The 18146-nt window shown below is 62.3% G+C and carries 15 protein-coding genes, 1 tRNA gene and 3 pseudogenes; 12 read left to right on the top strand and 7 right to left on the bottom strand.

Translation table 11 applies throughout. The features are described from left to right. The 3 genes and pseudogenes from ACUXUR_RS21735 to ACUXUR_RS21725 form a co-directional block, all read right to left on the bottom strand. A pseudogene (locus ACUXUR_RS21735) lies at window positions 1–154 on the bottom strand (IS256 family transposase); the annotation flags it as partial. 620 nt (window positions 155–774) lie between these two features. Continuing rightward, window positions 775–1092 (bottom strand): DUF1236 domain-containing protein, encoded by a 318-nt coding sequence (locus ACUXUR_RS21730; RefSeq protein WP_445504438.1) that lies wholly within the window; start codon window positions 1090–1092, stop codon window positions 775–777. Window positions 1093–1425: 333 nt separating this feature from the next. After that, window positions 1426–2151, bottom strand: coding sequence for a hypothetical protein (locus ACUXUR_RS21725; RefSeq protein WP_445504437.1), 726 nt, complete (start codon window positions 2149–2151; stop codon window positions 1426–1428). Between the two features lie 596 nt (window positions 2152–2747). Here ACUXUR_RS21725 and ACUXUR_RS21720 point away from each other — a divergent pair. Then, a pseudogene (locus tag ACUXUR_RS21720) lies at window positions 2748–3275 on the top strand (IS5 family transposase); the annotation flags it as partial. Window positions 3276–3429: 154 nt separating this feature from the next. Beyond that, a complete protein-coding gene (locus ACUXUR_RS21715) occupies window positions 3430–4194 on the top strand; it encodes a DNA-binding domain-containing protein (RefSeq protein WP_445504436.1) in 765 nt (254 codons plus the stop codon). A 197-nt stretch (window positions 4195–4391) separates the two neighbouring features. Here ACUXUR_RS21715 and ACUXUR_RS21710 read toward each other — a convergent pair whose 3' ends face one another. Continuing rightward, window positions 4392–4625, bottom strand: a complete 234-nt coding sequence (locus tag ACUXUR_RS21710; protein ID WP_445504444.1) for a hypothetical protein — start codon at window positions 4623–4625, stop codon at window positions 4392–4394. Between ACUXUR_RS21710 and ACUXUR_RS21705 the strand changes: the two genes are divergently transcribed. From ACUXUR_RS21705 to ACUXUR_RS21695, 3 genes are read left to right on the top strand one after another with little or no spacing between them, the layout of a single operon-like run. Continuing rightward, window positions 4563–4790, top strand: coding sequence for a Mu transposase C-terminal domain-containing protein (locus ACUXUR_RS21705; RefSeq protein ID WP_445504435.1), 228 nt, complete (start codon window positions 4563–4565; stop codon window positions 4788–4790). The genes ACUXUR_RS21710 and ACUXUR_RS21705 overlap by 63 nt on opposite strands. Next, complete coding sequence (locus ACUXUR_RS21700; protein WP_445504434.1) at window positions 4787–5050, top strand: hypothetical protein; 264 nt, start codon at window positions 4787–4789, stop codon at window positions 5048–5050. The genes ACUXUR_RS21705 and ACUXUR_RS21700 overlap by 4 nt, the downstream gene beginning before the upstream one ends. Next, on the top strand, window positions 5047–5940 hold the full coding sequence (locus tag ACUXUR_RS21695) for a TniB family NTP-binding protein (RefSeq protein WP_445504433.1): 894 nt from the start codon (window positions 5047–5049) through the stop codon (window positions 5938–5940). The genes ACUXUR_RS21700 and ACUXUR_RS21695 overlap by 4 nt, the downstream gene beginning before the upstream one ends. A gap of 207 nt (window positions 5941–6147) precedes the next feature. On the opposite strand, the gene ACUXUR_RS21690 is transcribed toward ACUXUR_RS21695, so the two are convergent. Then, a complete protein-coding gene (locus tag ACUXUR_RS21690; RefSeq protein ID WP_445504432.1) occupies window positions 6148–6945 on the bottom strand; it encodes a Crp/Fnr family transcriptional regulator in 798 nt (265 codons plus the stop codon). A 265-nt stretch (window positions 6946–7210) separates the two neighbouring features. On the opposite strand from ACUXUR_RS21690, the gene ACUXUR_RS21685 reads away from it, so the two are divergent. The 5 genes from ACUXUR_RS21685 (at window position 7211) to ACUXUR_RS21665 (ending at window position 11709) form a co-directional block, all read left to right on the top strand. Beyond that, window positions 7211–8725 (top strand): ATPase domain-containing protein, encoded by a 1515-nt coding sequence (locus tag ACUXUR_RS21685; protein ID WP_445504431.1) that lies wholly within the window; start codon window positions 7211–7213, stop codon window positions 8723–8725. After that, window positions 8712–9755 carry a sensor histidine kinase gene (locus tag ACUXUR_RS21680; RefSeq protein ID WP_445504430.1) on the top strand — a complete coding sequence of 348 codons (1044 nt, stop codon included), beginning with the start codon at window positions 8712–8714 and terminating at the stop codon, window positions 9753–9755. The genes ACUXUR_RS21685 and ACUXUR_RS21680 overlap by 14 nt, the downstream gene beginning before the upstream one ends. A gap of 192 nt (window positions 9756–9947) precedes the next feature. Beyond that, a tRNA-Trp gene (locus ACUXUR_RS21675) sits at window positions 9948–10020 on the top strand. 116 nt (window positions 10021–10136) lie between these two features. Continuing rightward, on the top strand, window positions 10137–11033 hold the full coding sequence (locus ACUXUR_RS21670; protein WP_445504429.1) for a bestrophin family protein: 897 nt from the start codon (window positions 10137–10139) through the stop codon (window positions 11031–11033). A gap of 508 nt (window positions 11034–11541) precedes the next feature. Beyond that, window positions 11542–11709 carry a hypothetical protein gene (locus tag ACUXUR_RS21665; protein ID WP_445504428.1) on the top strand — a complete coding sequence of 56 codons (168 nt, stop codon included), beginning with the start codon at window positions 11542–11544 and terminating at the stop codon, window positions 11707–11709. A gap of 213 nt (window positions 11710–11922) precedes the next feature. Here ACUXUR_RS21665 and ACUXUR_RS21660 read toward each other — a convergent pair whose 3' ends face one another. Beyond that, entirely contained in the window at window positions 11923–12114 is a 192-nt protein-coding gene (locus tag ACUXUR_RS21660) for a hypothetical protein (RefSeq protein ID WP_445504427.1), read from the bottom strand. Window positions 12115–12252: 138 nt separating this feature from the next. Next, window positions 12253–13586: pseudogene (locus tag ACUXUR_RS21655) on the bottom strand (NAD(P)H-dependent oxidoreductase). Window positions 13587–14035: 449 nt separating this feature from the next. On the opposite strand from ACUXUR_RS21655, the gene ACUXUR_RS21650 reads away from it, so the two are divergent. Next, window positions 14036–14455, top strand: a complete 420-nt coding sequence (locus tag ACUXUR_RS21650) for a hypothetical protein (RefSeq protein WP_445504426.1) — start codon at window positions 14036–14038, stop codon at window positions 14453–14455. A 552-nt stretch (window positions 14456–15007) separates the two neighbouring features. After that, complete coding sequence (locus ACUXUR_RS21645; RefSeq protein ID WP_445504425.1) at window positions 15008–17587, top strand: CHASE domain-containing protein; 2580 nt, start codon at window positions 15008–15010, stop codon at window positions 17585–17587. The last annotated feature ends 559 nt before the right edge of the window (window positions 17588–18146 follow it).

Below are 18146 nucleotides of genomic sequence, written 5' to 3'. Positions count from 1 at the left end.
GCTTCAGGTCGCGCATGCTGGCGAGAAAGGCCTCAGCCTCGATCTCGATGGCCTGGGCCAGCAGCTTGCGGGCGCCCACTCGCAGGATACCCGTCAGGGGATCGTCAACCGCATCGGGCTGACGCAGGCGTAAAACATTGGTAGGTTCTGTCATAGGCGTATCGCTCTCTCGCAGAGGTTCTGGCAGGCTCGTCACCCGCCTCGATACGCCGCCTTTCTCAATCCAGCATCACCCACTTTCCGCCATAGCTCAAAGTCATCGTGACATCGCCTCAAACTCACACCACTAGGCAACAGCCGCAAGGCTCAGAGAGAAAGCTGCGGCGGCGACCGTCGTCAGCAACGCTATTCGCATCTGTGTAAACTCCATTCCTGACCAAGCTCACGTGAGCGTGCGTCAGCGCACACAAACGACCGGGAGAGATTGATGTTCCCTGTGCACTGCATTCAAAGGAAGATGTCTTGAATGGACTGAGCATTCCGAATATCGTGATCAAGCATAACTCGGTGGATAGGACAGTTACCGAGGAGAGAATGTCTTATTTTTCTGAATTATTATTCAGAATTGCCTTTCCATGAAAGCCGTCTACACTTCCGCCTCGGCATCATCGCGGAACAATTGCTCTGGATCGAGACCGCGGCAGAAGCGTAATAGTCGCAAAGATCAAGCAAAAGAAAAAGCCCGGGGACTCCGGGCTTTCGGTTTGGCGGCTCAGCTGAAGGCCTTGCCGGGCTATGGCGTTGATTGCAACATCACACGCCCTTGGCCCACGGCTACTTGGCCTGAATGACCTTCACCACCTTGCGGGTGCCGGGGTCGACCAGAACCGTCTGGTTCTTGATCACGGCAACCCGGTACTTCGAAACGCTCGGGACCGTATGCAGCTCAACCGCCGAGGGCAGTTCCGTGCCGACCGTCACCGACGTCACGCCCGGCACGTCAACCGAGCTCAGCTTGTGCTCGGTCACGTACTTGGTCACCGTCGTCTCTTCGGCGGGATCGATCGTCACGGTCGTCGTCTGGGCCACAGCGAGCGTCGCGCTGCCGGCGAGCGCGAGAGCGGCGGCGGCACCCAAGGCAAGCTTTCTCATGATGTTCTCCTCGTCCTGCCACAGGTCTAATCGGCAGGGCGATGGGAAAACTCACCTGAGCAGTAGGAGTTCCGGCCTGATTGACGATTGTGGGTCCTGAGCCCCATACGCCATCGTAACGGCTCTCAGTCCCGCGTCAGCGGCGCGCCTCAGCGGATTGAAGGCCCTCAGTGTTGCTGCCGGCTGAGGCCGCCTGGGAGGGGGCTGTCGCAGGGCATTGACAGTGCCAAGGAAGGCCATCGTCTTGGGAGCTTCTTCAGCCGTTGCTCGCTGCAAAGAAAAGCCCCGGCCGCCTTGGCCGGAGCTCAGAGAGACGGCTAATCGGCTTGGCCGCTAGCGCGTGTAGACGACCAAGTTTCCGTCGGCCATGACACTGACGGAAATCACGTCATCGAGTGCGACGTTGTTGGCGGCGAGCACGCTGCTGACGGCCGCGTTGCCGCTCAAGGCTGCCCGGAGATCAGACACGCGGGCCCGGCTGAGAGCGTTGTCGAGCGCCTTGGCGCGTGCCCCTCGCGTCAGGCTGCTCGCATCGACGAACGTGACCTCGCCAATAGTGGTGAGGCTGCCGATCTGCCGAGCCTGGATCTCCGCGTGGTTGAGCGACGAGATCAGGCCACCGAAATTGGCCTGCCGAGCGACGGAGGCGTCCACGGAGCCGGTGACATCCTGCGATAGTCCAGCAACCCGGCCGGTCGTCCGGGAGGACACAGTTGCGGAGACATTGCCGTCCAGCGATCTCCGGCTCTGGCCCGGGGTGGCTCCTGCCAAGCCGGGGGCTGTGCCGGCCAGACCAGGCGGTTGCGCACCCATGGCCGGAGTGGCTCCCGATGGACCGGAGGTCGTGCCCGCCGAGCCCGGGGCGGAGCCGGTGTGGCCCGGGGAGGCCTCGGATCTCCCGGCGCTGTGGCTCGCCGCGCTGTCCGCCTGCCCGCCGCGGCCACTCGGATCGCCTCCACCTTCGCCACCTTTCTTGGCGAATGCAGCTTCGCTGAAAGCGAGCATCGGCGCGAGGGCCAGCGCAAGCACGGTGCTGCTTGCTTTGAGGTGTTTCTGCATCGTTTTTATCCTTTCGGAATCTGTCTGCTACCGATTATACAGACGGCAAGCCAACTCTGTCAGAAGCATCCCGTTTCAGCGCGACAATAAAAACAATCCTATTGACAGACTAAATTCTGAACCATTTCTGCCCAATACGGGCCATGTTTGCCGGACCCGCTCGGCTTGTCCTGACTGCAAAAGAGCTTACTTTTGGGAGCGCAGTAAAAGGAGGTAGCATGTTCTTTGTCGTCACTGGAAACGGAGAGCAGGGTGCTGTGGCGGTGACCTGCGAGACCGCAGCCGCCGCAGCCGAGAAAGCCCGTGCGTTGACGCTTGAGGGGTGAGAGACGTCCTCTCATCACCAACAGAGACGGGCAGCAGCATGCCCCATCCGACTTCGACCGGCTGTTCGTGACGATCCCGGTCTAGTAGCCGCCACCTTGTGACGCATGCCTTGGTGCAGCTCTCAAAAAGAAAGGCCCCGTCATCCGGGGACTTTCACACGCGAGCGACATGGTTGAGGGCAATCAGCCGCTTTGTTGCACGAATAGGCGAGTTGGTAACTGGAACCGGATCACATAGGAGGACTGTGCCCTTCCTATCGGATGTCTACCGTGCCGTTCAAAGCCAATGCCGCTCGTCGGCACCGCATTCCCAAGCAGCGGTATCGGGTGACAAATTGGGCCGAGTACGATGCCAGCCTGCGCCAGCGCGGCAGCCTCACGATTGGTTCTCTGAGGAGGCGATCACCGCTTGGCGGGCCGAGCCCCGAAGGACACGGGGTGGTCAACCACACTACTCGGCTCTGGCGATCCGAACGGCGTTGACGTTGCGGGCGGTGTTCCGGTTGGCGCTGCGTCAGACGGAAGGCTTGATCGGATCAATCCTCCAACTCTGGGCCTGGATCTGGCCGTGCCGGATCACTCGACCCTGAGCCGACGCGCCGAGACCCTGGAGATCCAAAGCCACGTCCAAGTTCGCGCGGGCCCGTTCACCTGCTGGTGAACAGCACGGGCCTGCGGCTCTGTGGAGCCGGCGAGTGGCTGATCGAGAAGGATGGTACCCAGAGGCGCCGGTCTTGGCGCAAGCTGCACATCGGAGTGGATGCTCACACCGGGCAGATCCTCGCATCAGAATTGACGACAAGTGTCGATTTGTACTTCATGATGGGACTGGTGGCCTCTGACAAACCAACGACTTAGCTGAGACTGGAGTGCAACGGGCTGCATTTCATTTGAGACTATTGGTATTTCATGTGAGACCGTCCGATCAGTTCATCGAACCCATTCTTTCCGCATGAATGGATCTCGCCTCATCGATCCCGATGACCCGCGCTGGCCGGAGGCAGAGCGCCGCGATATCTTGTTACGTGACCTTCTCAAAGCCTCCGGATGGAAGGTGACAGACGAGGTTGTCAAAGCCGCGCGTGAACGACTCGGTATTCCCCGATCAACGCTATTTCGCCTCGTGGCCCGCTTCCGTCAGACCAAGCGCGCCACAAGCCTGCTACCCCAGTCGGCTGGAACTCCCGTGAGCGCCAAGCGGCTCGACCCCAGAGTCGAGAAGCTGATTGCAGACCAGATCGAGCGCTTCTGGCTCAGACGGGAGCGCCCGACCATAAGTGCTTTGATCGAGCGTGTGCACGATGCATGCCGCGTCGAGGGATTACTGCTACCAGACCGCCGAACAATTCAGCGCCGCGTCAATGAACTTGATCTGCAGAAGACCGCGCGCAGGCGAGGGGAGGGGGATGTTCTCGCGAAGGTCACTCCCAGCCCATGCTCCTACACAGCTGACCGTCCGAACGAGGTCTGGCAGATCGATCATACTGTGGTCGACGTGATCGTCGTGGATGAAGAGCACCGCCAGCCGATTGGGCGGCCCGTGCTCACGGTTGCGATCGATGTGTGCACCCGAATGGTGGCCGGCTTCTATCTCTCGCTCGACCCTCCTTCGGCCTCCTCCGTTGGCCTATGCTTGCTGCATGCCGTTTACGACAAACGCGCTTGGATCAATGAGCGAGGCCTTGATCTTGACTGGCCTGTCGCAGGCCTGCCCTGAGTTCTTCACTGCGATAATGGCGCGGAGTTCCACTCGCGCCCTCAAGGCAGCCTGCCGCGATACGGCATCAAGCTCCAATACAGGCCGCCCGCAGCCCCGCGCTTTGGCGGCCACATCGAGCGGCTCATCGGAACCATGATGGGTGCCGTGCATCTGCTTCCAGGCACCACCTTCTCAAACATCAAGATCCGCGGTGACTACGATGCTGAGGGACGCGCCATCTTACGCTGCGCGAGCTTGAGGTCTGGCTCGCGATTGAGATTGCCGGAAAGTACCATCACCGAATCCACACCGCCCTGCTGCGGCCGCCGCTTGCCGTCCGGCGCGACCTCCAGGGCGAAGTCGATTTCGACCTGCCGCCGGATCGCATGGCGTTCTGGACAGCCTTCCTGCCCAAGACCCGTCGCCGGCTCTCGAAGGATGGCATTCATCTGGAGAAGATCCGCTACTGGTCAGACGCTCTGTCCCGCGATGTTGGCCGGGGAGGCGAACTGCTGGCCAAGTATGACCCACGTGACCTTTCCCGGATCTTTGTGCGCCAGCCAGGCGGACGCTTTTTGAGGCCCGCTATCGCAATCTGGCCCATCCACCGGTGACCTGGTGGGAGTGGAAGAACACGAAGAAGCGCCTCTATGAGCAGGGACGGCGGGACCTGAGCGAAGAAACTCTCTTTGCCTCGCTCGCACACCAGCGGCAAATTGAGGATGCAGCAGTTCTGGCGAGCGCTGCGGCGCGCCGCCGGATTGCGCGCAGACCGCCCAGGCAGATGCCCAACGAGGCCCCACCGATGCCGCTCAAGGGGGTCGACACCGCGACGATGCGCGAGGGCGACGACGACATGGAGTTCTGGGGATGACCGTCGAGCAGCCTTCGCCGCCCCATCTCGCGCGCGGAGCTGCGGCCCTGCTCGACCGCCCTGAGGACATCCGCATCAGAGCCATCCGATCGGAACGCTGGGTTGGCTTCGCGAGAGCCCGGCGCGTCCTCGAACTGATGCAAGGCTTGTGCGATCACCTGCCTTCGACCCGACCGCCAGGGCTTGCCATTTTTGCCCATAGCTGCATGGGCAAGACGATGCTCGTCGAGAAGTTTCGGCGTAATAATCCGCCAATCATTCACCCTGCGTACGGATTGGAGACGATACCGGTTCTTGGGATCACACTGACTGCACGGCCGAGCGAGCGTCGGATCTACGCACAGCTCTTGAGGGCACTGGATGCCGGCCTTGAACAACGCGCGGTATCCTTGGCCGATCTGGAGACAAGAGCGCTTAAGTTGCTGAAGCAGGTCGATGTCCGTGTGCTCGTCTTCGATGAGGTGCACAATCTGCTTGTGGGCAGCCCGCGCGAGCAGCGCGTAATCCTCCAGCTGTTCCGGTTCCTCAGCAACGAGATGAAGGCCTCGCTCGTGTGCCTGGGCATCGCCGACGCGAGAGAAGCCATTGCCGGCGACACGCAGCTGGTGCGCCGCCTTGACCAACTTGCGCTTCCCCGCTGGCGGGCCGACGAGGAGTTCCAAGCCCTCGTGACCGCCGTCTTGCGGAGCGTACCGCTTCGATGCCCATCGTCCCTGTCCGCCCAGAGTCTACGGCACCTCGCCCGCATCACGGATGGGATCACGGCCAAGGTCTTCTCCACATTGAACGAGCTTGCGATCGACGCCATTCGGGCTGGCGCAGAGAAGATCACCGATGAGGCCGTTGAGGCGTGGCGGCCAGCCGTCGACAAGGAGGCCGCCTTCTCGTGACCGTTTGCACTTCAGATCGCCCAGTCTCACCATGAAGTACAAATCGACAGCAAGGGTCAAGTGGCGAGCGTACCAGCGAGCGACATGAGGGCTCAGCATGATTTCATTACTCACCTATTCAGCACTGCTGCCTAACCTGAGTTCCTGTCTGGCTTTCGCTTGGGTGACGTCAGGATTTGCAACGGATCACGGCAGCTTACGGTGTCGTCAGGCCCTCATCCTGGACCCAGGGCGCTTGCTGCCTGCCTCTGCCTTCTGAGCCGAACTCTCCTCGACGGTTGGATAGACGCCCGCCAGCACCTGATCGAAATGGCGGCGCAGGGCATTGTTGCAGCCGCACGACAAGGCATCCAATCTGTCCAGATCGCGTACCCGAACTCCACCTCTACGTGTCTCCAGCAGATGCCGGCGCTTCAGAGACTGAATGACTCGGCTGACATAGCTTCGGCCAACGCCCATCATGCTGGCCAACTGCTCCTGCGTCAGGGGAATGTCATGGTCCCCCGTCCGATCAATGGCAGCCAGCAGCCATTTCACCGTTCGCTGCTCAATCGTGTGGACCGCATTGCACGCCACCGACTGGAACACCTGTGCCAGCATGCAGTCCGCATAGCGGGCGAACAGATGCCGCAGGCTCGGAGAACGGGTTTCGAACTCTTCCAGATCGGCCGTGGATAGGCGCAGGAAAGGCCCTGGGAACTGGACCTCGGACCGGGCAAAGGCCGGCAGGCGTCCCTGGCTCACGATCCCGCCAACCGCTCCCTCGCGCCCAATCAAGGCCGTTTCAACCGTGAGGCCATCCTCGAGTTCGACCACAAACGAAACCAGACTGGGCCCACAGGGGAAGTAAACGAACCTGACCTCATCTCCGGGTTGATATAGCTTAGCTCCGGCTTCGCCCTCCCACTCCTGAAGCGAAGGCGCCACGATGGCCAGGTCTTCCGGTCGGAGAGCACTGAGCAGGTTGTTGCCGGCAATCCGTTCCCTGAGGCGTGACGGGGTCATGGCAGGCTGCATCAGACGTCTTTCCTCCACCGCTTTGGCAGGTCCAACGCGCCACGGCAACTTACGTTCAACTGTGAACATTACCTTGCTGATGTGTGCACATGTGGACAGACAGGGCCGCCGCTCCTGTCTACAAGGACACACAGGCGGCCCTCCATGCGGGACACGCCCGATCCATGAGCCAGACGTCGGACCCGATGAGCAGCATGAGGGTTGAAGCGCCGACTGAGACTTAATCGAAACCGCTGACCTGTTGAGAGTTTCCATGACGACTCCGTCGCATTCCGATGCCGCCCCGATCCCGACAGGCGTCCCAGGCCTCGATGACATCTTGGCTGGCGGCTATGCCGCCAACCGGGCTCACCTGATCGAAGGGCGGCCCGGCTCCGGCAAGACGACATTGGGGATGCAGTTTCTGCTCGCGGGCGCGCAGCAGGGTGAGACCTGCCTCTACATCACTCTGTCCGAGAGCAAGCGAGAGCTTCTCTCTGTGGCCTCCCGCCATGGCTGGTCGCTCGACGGCATCGAGATCTTTGAGTTGGTGCCGCCGGAACTGAGCTTCGACCCACAGCAGCAGCAGAGCCTTGTCTACTCCTCCGATCTCGAACTCGGCGAGACAGTGCGTATGGCGCTGGCCGAGATCGAGCGGGTCAAGCCCAGCCGGGTGGTGTTCGATTCGCTGTCGGAGATCCGGCTTCTGTCCCAGGGCTCCCTGCGCTACCGCCGGCAGGTGCTGGCTCTGAAGAGCTATTTCCTGCTCAACGACGCCACGGTGCTGATGCTCGACGACCTGACCTCCGAGCAGGACGATCTCAACCTGCACTCCATCAGCCATGCAGTCATCCGGCTAGAGCAGATCGTCCCGGCCTATGGGGCGGAGCGGCGGCGTCTCACTGTCACCAAGATGCGCGGCACCGCCTTCCGGGGCGGCTACCACGATCTCGTCATCCAGCGCGGCGGCCTGCGGATCTTCCCCCGTCTCGTGGCGGCCAACCATCACACTTCGTTCGCGTTCGAGGCGATCCCCAGCGGCATCGGTGAACTCGACACCATCCTCGGCGGCGGCTTGAGCCGCGGCACGAGCACTCTCGTTGTCGGCCCGTCAGGAGCCGGCAAGTCCACGCTCGCACTCGGCTATCTCTGGGCTGCCCTGGAGCGCGGCGAACCTGCTCTCATGATCAGCTTCGACGAGACCACCGGTATCCTCATGCAGAGGGCGAAAGGCGTCGGCTTCGATCTGATGCCTCACTTGGAAGCCGGGCGGCTTCGCATCGAGCAGATCGACCCCGCCAACGTCTCGCCAGGTGAGTTCGCTGGTCGGGTGCGGGATGCCGTCGAGCAAGGTGGAGCCAAAGTCGTCGTGATCGACAGTCTGACCGGCTACCTCAATGCCATGCTGGAGCAGCCCTTCATCGTGCTCCAGATGCACGAACTCCTCACCTACCTGAACCAGCAGGGCGTGGTGACAATCCTGATCCTGGCGCAGCATGGCATGGTCGGCCAGATAGTGTCGCCGATCGACCTGACCTACCTGAGTGACGCAGTCGTGCTGCTGCGCTTTTTCGAGGCTGGCGGGCGCATCCGGAGAGCCTTGTCAGTGGTAAAGCGGCGCACAGGTTCGCACGAGGACACGATCCGGGAGTTCCGGATCGACAGCCAGGGGTTGCGCGTTGGTCCGCCACTGGAGCAGTTCCGGGGTGTGTTGACAGGCGTACCGACATTCGCGGGCCAGCGCGCCTCGCTTCTTGAGGAGCGTGAGACCGACAATGACACAGGCTGATGAGGTGTCCGTGCTGATCCTCGCCCCGCACGGGCGGGATGGCACGGTGGCAGCGGCCATTCTTGGCGAAGTCGGGATCAAAGCCACGATTTGCTCCAGCCTCGAGACGCTTGTCGCGGGTTTGGACGCATCAGCCTGCGCTGTGATCTCGGAGGAGGCGCTTCTCAGCGCCGATGGGCGGGATCTTGCCGATTGGGTCAACTTGCAGCCGCCCTGGTCCGACTTTCCTTTCATCCTGCTGACCTACCGTGGTGGCTCGCCGGTCGAGCACTTGCCTAAGCTGCTTGGGAACGTCACGCTTCTGGAACGGCCGTTCCACCCGGCTGTCCTGGTGAATGCCGTACGGTCGGCCTTGCGGGCGAGGCAGCGGCAAAGGGAGGTGGAGGCTCATCTCAAGGAGCGGCAGAGGACGCACGAGCGTCAGGCGCTGCTCATCCGCGAACTGCATCACCGGGTCAAGAACACTCTTGCGACGGTCCAAGGGCTCCTCGGGGCCACAGCCCGCTCGACGCGCTCCGTCGATGAATTCTACCACTCATTTGCGGACCGGATCGTTTCCTTGTCCAACACCCACAACCTCCTCACGGAGGACTACTGGCAGACGGCGCCGCTGGTCGAGATGTTCAGGAACGAACTGGCCCATTACGACGACGGCGCGAAGCGGCGGATCACCCTCGACGGGCCGGCGGTGGAGCTTTCGGCCGATCTGGCTGTGCCAATCGGAATGGCGGTGCATGAGCTGACGACGAATGCCGCCAAGCACGGGGCGCTGTCGGTTCCAGGTGGGCAGATCGCCGTGGCTTGGACGGTGCGGGAGCTGGAGGCCGGGCGTCGGCTTGCCATCGAGTGGGTGGAACGGAGCGGGCCGCCGGTGGAACAGCCTAGCCGCAAAGGCTTTGGCACCACGCTGCTGCATCGGGTGCTGACGCATCAGTGCCGCGCGACGATCAACATTGCCTATCATCGCGAAGGACTGTCCTGCCACATGGATATTCCTCTCGCCGAGGAGCGTCTTGTGCCGGAGTATTGATTGCTGAGGTAACCCGGATAACCGGCTGCACCTCTTCCACAGCATCGGGTCCGTGCCCCACGACCTTGTACGCCGCGAGCCGATCATTTCGATGCCGAGAGCGGCCACGGCGCTTATCCCATTGGCGCCAGGGGCGGCAATGTGTTCTCCGGCTCGGTAGCCGTTATAGAAGATGGCCCTGTGTCGGCGCATAGGAGTGTAGCTCAATCGGCTGGAGCACCGGTCTCCAAAAGCGGGGCTGGAGGTTCGAGACCCTCCACTCCTGCAAGCGCACAACACCACCCTGATCAACAGCAAGCCCCTGCCATAGATGGATGACGCAGGCATGGCCCAGAACCTGCTTAGGGTGGGACAATTTCGATAATAGGTGGTGAGACATCAATGATCGTCCGGGAGAAGCCGAGATTCTGGGACATTCTGTTCGCAGTACGTGGGTCGATCGTGCCGCGGATCGCGCCTCATATGGCCGCGATGGGGCTGGTCTCCGCTCTGGCTGTCCTCCTGGTCCGTTGGCACCCGGAAGTCTTTGCCCAACTCGGCGCCATGCCGTTCACGCTGATCGGCATTGCTCTTTCGATCTTCATGAGCTTTCGCAACAACGCCTGCTACGACCGCTGGTGGGAGGCCCGCAAGCTCTGGGGCCAACTCATTATCGAGACACGCTCGTTCGCTCGCCAGACGATGGATCTCGATCTGGCTCGGCGCGAACCGCTTCTGCTTGGCTTGTGTGGCTTTGCTCATGGACTGGCAGCCCGGCTACGCAATCAGGATGAGGCCAGCCGGATCATGCCTTGGGTCGGCAAGAACTTCGCAATCAGCGGGCCAAATCCAACAGATGCTGTGCTGCGCCAGATCGGAAATCAGTGCGTCCGGCTGATCTCGAACGGCACCATCAGCGACATCCGGTATTCGGTGCTTGAGCAACGCTTAAGCACCCTGAGCGCGGTTCAAGCGGGATGCGAGCGGATCAAGGCCACCCCGCTGCCCTTCGCCTACACCCTCCTGCTGCACCGGACTGCGTATCTCTTCTGCATCCTGCTGCCGTTCGCGTTGGCAGAAGCGCTCGGCTGGTGGACGCCTCTTCTGGTGATCACCGTCTGCTATACGTTTTTTGGTCTGGATGCGCTTGGTGACGAGCTCGAAGAGCCGTTCGGGCTGGAGATGAACGATCTGCCGCTCGATGCCATGGTTCGTGTGATCGAGCGCGAACTGCTGGACGCGCTCGGGCGAACAGATTTGCCTCCCCTCCTCGGCCCAGTTGATCACCGGCTGACCTAGCTAAGTCCCCAAGAAGCAAAAGCGAAGCGGAAACCTCTGTGCTTATGGGGGAAGGAAGAAAGGCAAAGCAGCATTCCTCCAGTACCCTCTGAGCCAAAACCCTCGACTTGAAGCGGCTCTGGGCCGAGTGTTGCAGGGCATTCGGCAAAGCCAAGGCGGTTGATAGAGCAAACGGAGCCAAATTCTTAGTCCGTAAAGGGGGCAATAATGACCAACAATGTTGTAATTACCTACCCGTGCCCGACCTGCGGGGCCGGACAAGCTATCCTGCCGCCTAAAATCGAAGCCGCAGGCATTGTGCAGTGCGCCAAGTGTGGTCAAGCGCACGGGCGCCTGGATGAAGTTTAAAAGAGACTCGCTGAGCAGGCCCGCGAGGAGAGTGCTCAGAAGGCCCGTCAAATCTACAAAATGCGCCACCCCGGGCGGCGATGCCCCGGAAGATGAACAGCCAGGGCTCTCTCCGCACGCTCAGAGATCCCGGCAGCCCCGCCGCCGGTTTGCCTTTGCGATGGCCTCCAACGCCGAGCCGGATCGTGCCGAACAGGTTGCGCTCGATCATCAGCGCGTAGAAGCGCGGGATGCCCTGCACCGGGTCAATCCGGTGCAGCACCAGATGGTGCCGGATTGGGGATCTCACGGTCGTCAGGCATCGGGAGGCCAAAAAGAAGGCCGCTGACGGATCAGCAGCCGAAGGTCCAGGGCAGTCGCCCCATATGAAACGTCGTCCAGGGTAGGTCCGACGCCCAAAGTTAGGCTGCCGGGATCCCGCCTCAAAATGCTGTTCCCGCATGGTCCCCATGCGAATTGCGCAGAGGGCCCATTTACGGAACTCGCTTAGGATCGGTTGCGGCACAAGGTATTCGGTGGGGACCAAGCGGGCGTGGGACCTTCAAGCCCGCGCCCAATCGGTTCTGTCGAAGCTCTCAACGAGAATGCCCGTCACGCGGCCTACGAGATCCTCAACGAGATGATAGACCAAATCAAGGATATGCTCTTCCAGCGAACAGCCCGGCTTGTTCTGCATCAGAAAGGGCACCCTGCGCCCGACGAACGGCTGCTTCGTCTCGTAAACCTGATCCATCAACTCGAAGTATCACTGCGCCCTCAGTTCCGGTAGGACAGTGCGGAAGGGACGGTCGGTCTCCTCGCAGGGGAAAGTCTCCAATGTGCTGCCGATGCCGTGCGCAGGCCGTGTCCGGTCCGGCGCCAGCTCCGCCCCTCAAGCAGTCGGAGCTCCGGCGTCCTTGTGAGCGCCGTATCGGCTGCACATTTCCCTTCTGAACCGCACAGCCAGCCGGTCGGCGTCGAGGCTCACATCGTCCTCCGTCACGACCGACGCCGCGGGGACGTCGTGGGTCAGGCGGACGCCATGAGCAAGGCCGATGGGCAGCATGCGCCGGGCGTGGCTGCGGGATGCCGGAACCAGGCGCCCGTAGACCGTGTGCCGCCCTCGCCGTCGAGGGTTTCCCCGGCCTTGAGATCGCGCTTGGCAACCGCGGCGACATCGCCGCACCATTCGCGCGTGGAGCCGGTCGGCTCGCCGCGCAGGGCGGCGCTCAGGACCGAGATCGACAGCTCAAGACCGATCAGGTGGAAGGGCTTGTACATGGCTGCATAACAGCCGGTGGTGTCGGTCGGCAGACCGTACTACTTGAAGCAGGCGGCGGCGTAGTCGTTAGGGGCCTTGAGCACGACGTAGACGCCCCAGCGGAGATCCCGGAACACCGGCCGGCCGTCGCGCTCCAGCGAGGACACGACCTCCACCATGCCGTCATGATCAAGCTGCCCGCCGATGGCGCGGGGGCGCAGGATATGGGCGAGATCATCGACGCCGCAGGGCGGGAAGGCCAGTCCGTCCTCCGGCACGTCGAGTCCGCAGGCATTGGCGGTCGCGGCCATCTCGAGGGCGGACTTCGTTCCGTCGAGGAACGAGTTGAACATCTGCGCGTTCATGCCGGCCGCCTTGGCCTGCTCGGGCGTAAGGCCGTAATGGGCCCAGACCTCATCCGGTGTGACGGTGTGATAGTGTGGAAGGTACTTGGTTCCTTTGCCCGCGGCCGCGACCGTGAAGCCTGTCGCCCGCGCCCGGTCCACCATCTCGGCCACCAGCGCAGGCTGGTCGCGATAGGCCATCGAATAGACGATCCCGTGCTGCCGTGCCCGCTCAGCCAGGAGCGGTCCGGCTAGGACGTCGGCTTCCACATTGACCATCACGATGTGCTTGCCGGCTTCGATGGCGGCCAGCGCATGCCGGACCCCCGCCTCTGGGTGGCCGGTCGCCTCGATCACGACCTCGATGCCATCGGCTCCACAGACCTCAATGCCATCCGCGGAGAAGCGCGTCCTGCTGATCCTGGCCTCATCCCAACCGACATTCCGGCAGGACTCGCGCGCCTGGTGGAGATCGAGATCGGTGATCGTCGCAACCTCGATCCCCAGAGTGGTGGGCACCTGGGCGAGGAACATGGAACCAAACTTGCCGGCGCCGATGAGCGCCACGCGGACAGGGCGGCCGTCTTCAACTCGCTGTCGCAGCAGGAATGATAGATTCACCGTTCTTGGCCTCGGATATTGGGGTTCGTCGGTTGAGATGTTCGAAGCTGCCAAGATGCGAGTCAATCACCGATTCTGCCCTGCGAAATTGGCAACGCAGAAGTGCATCGTCAGCGAAGCAGCATGGGATCCACAAGGCAGCTCGCTTGAGAGGGCATTGTCGCGGGAATAGCTGACGAGGCAGGCATCGATGCACGGTAGGGTAGGGACATGCAGCCCATTTCCTCTCGCCGGCACCAATTCCCGCTCGAGATCATCCTGCTTGACCCTGCGTGTTGTTAGCGACGACAGCAATAATAAGCGGGGCAATTCAAGTCTTGAAGAGAATATCCGGGTTCCGCCATAGGCGGCGAGGATCGGTTCAGATCGTGTTCAGAATGCCGATGATGAAATGAACTCAAATCGGGAGTTCTACGTTATCGGCGTCAGACCTATTCTGGAGGCTTCTCATGCGTAAGATCGCAACTCTTGCCGCAATTGGCGTTATGGCGATTGGTACCCTTTCAGCGCCGGATGCCGAGGCTCGCTCCGGCAGGCGCGGTGCGGCGATTGCGGCCGGTGTCGTTGGCCTTGCCGCAGGCGCCATGATCGCGGGGGCTGCCTCGCAAGCCTATGCGGCTCCGGTAACCTATGGCTATGCGGCTCCGGTCACGTCCTACCGCTATGCCTACGATGACGGCTACTATGCTGCTCCGGTCTACCGTGAGCGGGTGGTCCGCTACTACGAGGAGCCACGACCGGTCTATCGCACCCGCCGGGTGGTCCGGTCTTATGACTATGGCTATGATTATGCTCCGGTGAGCTCCCGCACGGTGACCTACAGCTATGGTTCTCCGTATTATGGATCCGGCTATTACGGCGGCTGGTGATCCCCGCCGGGTTCTGAGGGAGGGCGGTTCTCGTGGCCGCCCCTTTTTGGATGTGCATCCGGAGGCTCGCGCGAGGTCCTTTTTGGCAGGCCGGCTTTGTTGAACGACGGCGGAGGTCAAATCAAGGACAGCCTGGACTGATATCGTCAACCGGTTCAGCCGAGGCGATTATCCCTTTCGCGTCTCCTCTCCGAATTTGCTTCACAACCGATTTGAACCTCCGATAAAGCGGGTCTCCCTGCGTCTGAACGAGTCTCTGTGCCGAGAAGCATCAGGACCTCTGTGGGCAGTCGGTGATGGATCGGGTTTTCAGGACCTGAACATTGCAACCCCATAACCTCGAGTCCGATGAGGCTGCCCCTCGCTTCCTCATGCTCCCCAACAGCAACCCTGGCAGAGATCTGGTTACGCGGACCTGAATCAAGGCACCGCCCTTTGCACGGCGGACACGGCTCCTTATATTCGGGCCTGTTCTCCCACCCCCTTTCGCTCATGCCGGGGCGGACCAGGTCCTGCTCACGCGCCGCTCGCTGCGACCACTTCGGACCCTCCATGCTCCAACAGCCACGCCGCCGGCGTATGCTCATTCCTGTTGCGACCCTGCTGGGCGGGGTAACGGCGTCGGTGCTTGTTGCGCTGAGCCTGTGGAACATCATTGACGCACGTGACCGGGTGAGCTTCGAGCGCAGGGTCGACCAGGCTCAGGATGGAATCCGGGATCGTCTCAACACCTACGTCACCTTGCTACGGGCCGGTGTGGGCCTGTTCAATGCCAACGGTTTGGATGTCGACAGGGCAGGGTTCCGGGCCTTCACGGCCGGCTTGCGCCTGAAGAACGATTATCCCGGCATCCAGGGTATCGGGTTTAGCACTCGCGTAGGAGCGGACGAAAGGGATGCCTTTGTCATGGCGCAGCGCCAGCAGGGCGTGCCGGATTTCAGGATCTGGCCCCATCACCCCCGCTCCGAGTTCCACACCATCGTCTATCTTGAGCCGCTGGATCGGCGCAACGAGGCCGCTATCGGCTATGACATGTTCTCGGAGCCCACCCGCCGGGCCGCCATGGAGCGGGCTCGGGACACAGGGCAGCCCACCGCCAGCGGCCGGATTGAACTGGTCCAGGAAATCGACGCGGCCAAGCAGGCCGGATTTCTGATTTACGCACCGGTGTACCGCGGCACCGCCCCGCCGAAGACTACGCCGGAGCGGCAGCAGATGCTGGCCGGGTTCGTCTACAGCCCCTTTCGGGCGGATGACCTTTTTACGGCCATCTTCCAGGGCGGGCGCAATCCGGGCTTGGAGCTGCGCGTCTATGATGGCCCGCCTGCTCCGGAGAATCTTTTGCACCGATCCGGCCTGGTGCTGGCTGATGGTCAAGGGGAGCGGACTGCCCGCTACAGCGAGACCCGGACGCTCGACGTCGCAGGGCGCCCGTGGACGATTGCCTACTTCAGCAGCCCGCAGTCAGAGCTGAGCTCCACCCGATCCCTTATCCCAGTCTTTTTCGCGATTGGCCTGATTGCCTCATTGCTGGTTTCCGGTGTGCTCTGGGCCGAGGTCAGGGCGCGCGCGGCGGCGGATCAGAAGAGCCGCGAGGCCCAGGCCCGGGCACAGGAGCTGGCGGTGCTCAACCGCACCGGCGCGGCGACGGCCGCCGAGCTTGACCTGGAGCAGGTCGTGCAGACGGTTACGGACGCAGGCGTCAAACTGACAGGAGCTCAGTTCGGAGCCTTCTTCTACAACACCGTGAACGACAGGGGCGAGACCTACATGCTCTACGCCCTGTCAGGGGTGGAGCGGGAGGCCTTCTCGCAGTTCCCGATGCCCCGTCCGACGGCCATCTTCCACCCGACCTTCAGCGGCGAAGGCATCATTCGCTCCGCCGACATCTTGCAGGATCCCAGGTACGGCAGGAACGAACCGCACAAGGGCATGCCGAAGGGCCACCTGCCGGTTCGCAGCTATCTGGCGGTGCCGGTGACCTCACGCTCGAGCGAGGTGCTCGGAGGACTGCTCTTCGGGCATGCGGAGCCGGGCATGTTCACACCGGAGCACGAGAACCTGCTGGTCGGCATTGCCAGCCAAGCGGCTATCGCCATCGACAATGCCCGCCTGCTCCAGGATGCCCAGCGCGAGCTGGAGGAGCGGCGCCGGGCCGAAGAAGGGTTGCGCGAGAGCGAGGGGCGCCTGCGGCTGGCGCTTGAGGCAGGCCAGCTTGGCAGCTGGGAGCTGGATGTCGCCGCCAACCGGCGCCTGCTGTCTCCCCGGTCGGCAGAGATCTTCGGAGTTCCGGCCGATGAGCTCCTTGAGAGTGAGGCATGGCAAGCGACCATCCATCCTGATGACCGGGAGCGGGTCAGTGCAGCCTTTGAGGCGGCGTTGCAGGGCGGGGCACCCTACCGGGCGGAGTTCCGGGTTCTGGCAAAGGACGGCCGGGAGCGCTGGGTCAGCTCGCAGGCGGTGGTGCATCGCGACAGGTCCGGCACACCACAGCGGGTGGTCGGCATTCATCAGGACATCACCGAGCGCAAGCGCTGGGAGGAGCACCAGCTGCTCCTGATCAACGAGCTGAACCACCGGGTGAAGAATACCTTGGCTACGGTCCAATCCATTGCAGGCCAGACCCTGCGGAATGCCTCTTCCATGGAGCAGGTACGCGAGGACCTCGAAGGGCGGCTGTTCGCCCTGTCGCGGGTGCACAATGTTCTGACGCGGGAGAACTGGGAGGGTGCCAACCTCCGCGAGGTGGTCGAGCAGGCGATAAAGCCGTACCGGCAGCACGACGATGATCACTTCGATGTCGTGGGAGACGATGCCCGCCTGTCACCCCGGATGGCGCTAGCCATCGCTCTGGCCCTGCAGGAGCTGGCGACCAATGCGGTCAAGTACGGGGCGCTGTCGAACGCTACGGGCCTGGTGCGCATCAGCTGGAGGATCACCGGCTCCGCAGCCGACCGGCGCCTCGTGCTGCACTGGGAGGAGGCCGGCGGACCCGTTGTGAATCCTCCCGTCCACCGCGGCTTTGGCAGCCGCCTGATCGAGCGCAGTTTTGCCATGGAGCTGGGTGGCCGGGCGACGATGGAGTTCCGTCCCGAGGGGGTAAGGTGCACGGTTGATGCGCCCCTCAGCTGATTGGCCGACTTGGTGCGGGGCTCGGCCCGCCAGGTGGCAATCGCCTCCTCCGGTGACCAGACCGTGAGGCTTCCACGCTGGCGCATATCAATGCCGGTGCCGCTGCTTGGGAATGCGATGACGGCGGGCGGCATTGGCCTTGAAGGGCATGGCAGAGATCTTTGCTCAAAAGCCGAGTCCGCAGCTCCGCTAACCAGCCGCAGTTACCGACCCGCTTATTCATGCAACACGGTGGTGCATCGTTCAAGGCATCGTGCTCGGCCCGCAGGTGAGCGATGCTGATACCGGCTTGCGCACAGGCCTGCCGGAGTTTGCCAGGAAGACCGGATCGCTTTGCCGGAAGCCATGGTGCACAAGAAGCGGTCCCTTGCATAGCTCGACTGATCTGCGCGCTCGACCTCTCGTTTGAGCGTGTTGTCCTCGTCGGCAAGGCGCCCGGAAGTGATGCGCCCCCGCATTGAACCCGCCGCTTCAAAGCCTATGAATAAGTGCAAAGCAGGGGGGCACAATGGGCAGACGTCAGAGCAATCCTCTTAGGCCTCGTTGGAAACGTCGGGAG

The organism is Microvirga medicaginis, assembly GCF_052658925.1.
The sequence above is the reverse complement of the archived record's forward strand: the minus strand, read 5'-3'. Positions and strand labels throughout refer to the sequence as shown.

Bases quoted from the DNA above. Each gene is read 5' to 3' on its own strand.
- ACUXUR_RS21705 (WP_445504435.1), top strand. From the start codon at position 4,563: ATGGCGTTCTGGACAGCCTTCCTGCCCAAGACCCGTCGCCGGCTCTCG.
- ACUXUR_RS21665 (WP_445504428.1), top strand. From the start codon at position 11,542: ATGGCCTCCAACGCCGAGCCGGATCGTGCCGAACAGGTTGCGCTCGAT.
- ACUXUR_RS21710 (WP_445504444.1), bottom strand. From the start codon at position 4,625: ATGAATGCCATCCTTCGAGAGCCGGCGACGGGTCTTGGGCAGGAAGGC.
- ACUXUR_RS21670 (WP_445504429.1), top strand. From the start codon at position 10,137: ATGATCGTCCGGGAGAAGCCGAGATTCTGGGACATTCTGTTCGCAGTA.
- ACUXUR_RS21690 (WP_445504432.1), bottom strand. From the start codon at position 6,945: ATGACCCCGTCACGCCTCAGGGAACGGATTGCCGGCAACAACCTGCTC.
- ACUXUR_RS21650 (WP_445504426.1), top strand. From the start codon at position 14,036: ATGCGTAAGATCGCAACTCTTGCCGCAATTGGCGTTATGGCGATTGGT.
- ACUXUR_RS21685 (WP_445504431.1), top strand. From the start codon at position 7,211: ATGACGACTCCGTCGCATTCCGATGCCGCCCCGATCCCGACAGGCGTC.
- ACUXUR_RS21660 (WP_445504427.1), bottom strand. From the start codon at position 12,114: ATGGATCAGGTTTACGAGACGAAGCAGCCGTTCGTCGGGCGCAGGGTG.
- ACUXUR_RS21680 (WP_445504430.1), top strand. From the start codon at position 8,712: ATGACACAGGCTGATGAGGTGTCCGTGCTGATCCTCGCCCCGCACGGG.
- ACUXUR_RS21695 (WP_445504433.1), top strand. From the start codon at position 5,047: ATGACCGTCGAGCAGCCTTCGCCGCCCCATCTCGCGCGCGGAGCTGCG.
- ACUXUR_RS21715 (WP_445504436.1), top strand. From the start codon at position 3,430: ATGAATGGATCTCGCCTCATCGATCCCGATGACCCGCGCTGGCCGGAG.
- ACUXUR_RS21645 (WP_445504425.1), top strand. From the start codon at position 15,008: ATGCTCCAACAGCCACGCCGCCGGCGTATGCTCATTCCTGTTGCGACC.
- ACUXUR_RS21730 (WP_445504438.1), bottom strand. From the start codon at position 1,092: ATGAGAAAGCTTGCCTTGGGTGCCGCCGCCGCTCTCGCGCTCGCCGGC.
- ACUXUR_RS21725 (WP_445504437.1), bottom strand. From the start codon at position 2,151: ATGCAGAAACACCTCAAAGCAAGCAGCACCGTGCTTGCGCTGGCCCTC.